This window comes from Desulfobotulus alkaliphilus, assembly GCF_007830435.1.
Taxonomy (GTDB): Bacteria; Desulfobacterota; Desulfobacteria; order Desulfobacterales; family ASO4-4; genus Desulfobotulus; species Desulfobotulus alkaliphilus.
Genome location: NZ_VLLC01000081.1, coordinates 1 through 1,558, shown reverse-complemented (window position 1 = coordinate 1,558; position 1,558 = coordinate 1). Strand labels below are relative to the sequence as shown.

Annotated in this window: 1 protein-coding gene; it reads right to left on the bottom strand. The window is 43.3% G+C overall.

All coding sequences use genetic code 11. From position 1 onward, the window contains the following. Positions 1 to 524: 524 nt before the first annotated feature. Entirely contained in the window at positions 525 to 1,280 is a 756-nt protein-coding gene (locus tag LZ24_RS16945) for an arylamine N-acetyltransferase family protein (protein ID WP_144686890.1), read from the bottom strand. Positions 1,281 to 1,558 lie beyond the last annotated feature (278 nt).

The following is a 1,558-nucleotide window of genomic DNA, read 5'->3' as shown; positions in this document are numbered from 1 at the left end:
CAGAAGCGGGCTGATGATGCCAAAACGCCAGACTCCGATATCCATTTGATCCCAGTTTTTCATCAAGACCTCCATGTGAAAGATTGATCATGGGGCCTAATATAAAAAAACCTCAAAAAACAAAATATTAGAATTGTGTTGGTGGTTGTTCCGGCCTGTTCGTTAGGCAATTAGCGAAATATAAAAAAGAGCTTTTTTGGAAAACAGGATGGCAGGTGGTGCCAAAGGTTTGTTATTGCTTTTTATGGCGCTGAATTCATTGGTTTATTGAAATTGAACTGTAGAAGGTGGGCTTGATATGGTTTTGGAGACAGAAGCTGTCTGGTCTACGGCTTCGGTTCCCTCATGAACTCCCGGCGAAGCCTGGGCAATGCTGGATGCCATCTCGCTGGTTACGGAAGACTGCTCTTCAATGGCTGTGGCAATACCTGAAATGTATTCCCCAATATTTTTATGATGGCAGTAGTTTAGAAGATATCTTTAGTGGCATCCCCAGCGACATTTTCAATGCCTCCCACCTTTTTTCAGTGAGGCTCTATACCAAAGTGGACACGTAGAACCTCTGCGTACTCCTCCTCATTCACCAGCTCTTGTACCTGCCGTTCGCAACCTTGAGTAATAATTAACTGCGTTCCGCTTAAGGTAATGCGGCCTTTCTCTGTGGCTAAAGAGCAGATGCGTTGCTGTGTAAAGTGTGACTCTGATGAGGTCTGATGATAGTGGCACATCTTTTTATAATCACTATATTGATACGGCTTACAGCTAAATCTGTATAGGGACTTCCACTCACCATTTTCATTACGCCTGGTCAGAATCAAACGACCACTGCTATCTTCCTCAATACAATAAGCATACTTTCCTTGCTTCTGCTCCCATCGGTTTACCAGTCTCAGAGGTTCACGGAATGAATCGCCAAAGCCTACATCTGCAATCCACTGCTCTTTCAGTGTGACCATCAGGGCCATATGGTCGAATTCAGGCCCAAACTTTCCACGATCATTTATAACGCAACCAGCAAGCATCACAACATCGAAACCTAAAGCACGAAGAAGAGAAGCGAATAAACCATTTAACTCATAGCAAAAACCGCCACGCTTGCGCATGACCACTTTTTCAAAGAGAGCTTCATCGTCAAGAATAATTGGTTCGCCCCAGTGTATACTCAAGTTTTCAAAAGGTACGGTGAGTAGATGCGCAATATGCAGTCTCCTTAGTGTCTCTGCCGTTGGTAAAAGTGATCCTTTGAAATTTATGCGCTCAAGATAAGCCGTTGTATCCACGCAACACATCCCTCCCATGATTTAAAAGTTGGCATTCTCTTTCAATATTGATCTTTGTTCTGGATTATTATGTCTCTTTTTCTATGCTGTGCTCAAGATATTCTGTGATTGTCTGCACTTTCTTGCAATTCTTACCTTTCCCTTTCAGTTGTAATGCTGGCCACATGCACAATCATGGCAACGGTGCCATCTCCCATGAGGGCACCCCCTGCAAAGAAGTTGTCGTTCATATTCAATCCCTGAATTTCCTTTAAAACCATTTTCTGTACACCTTCAAT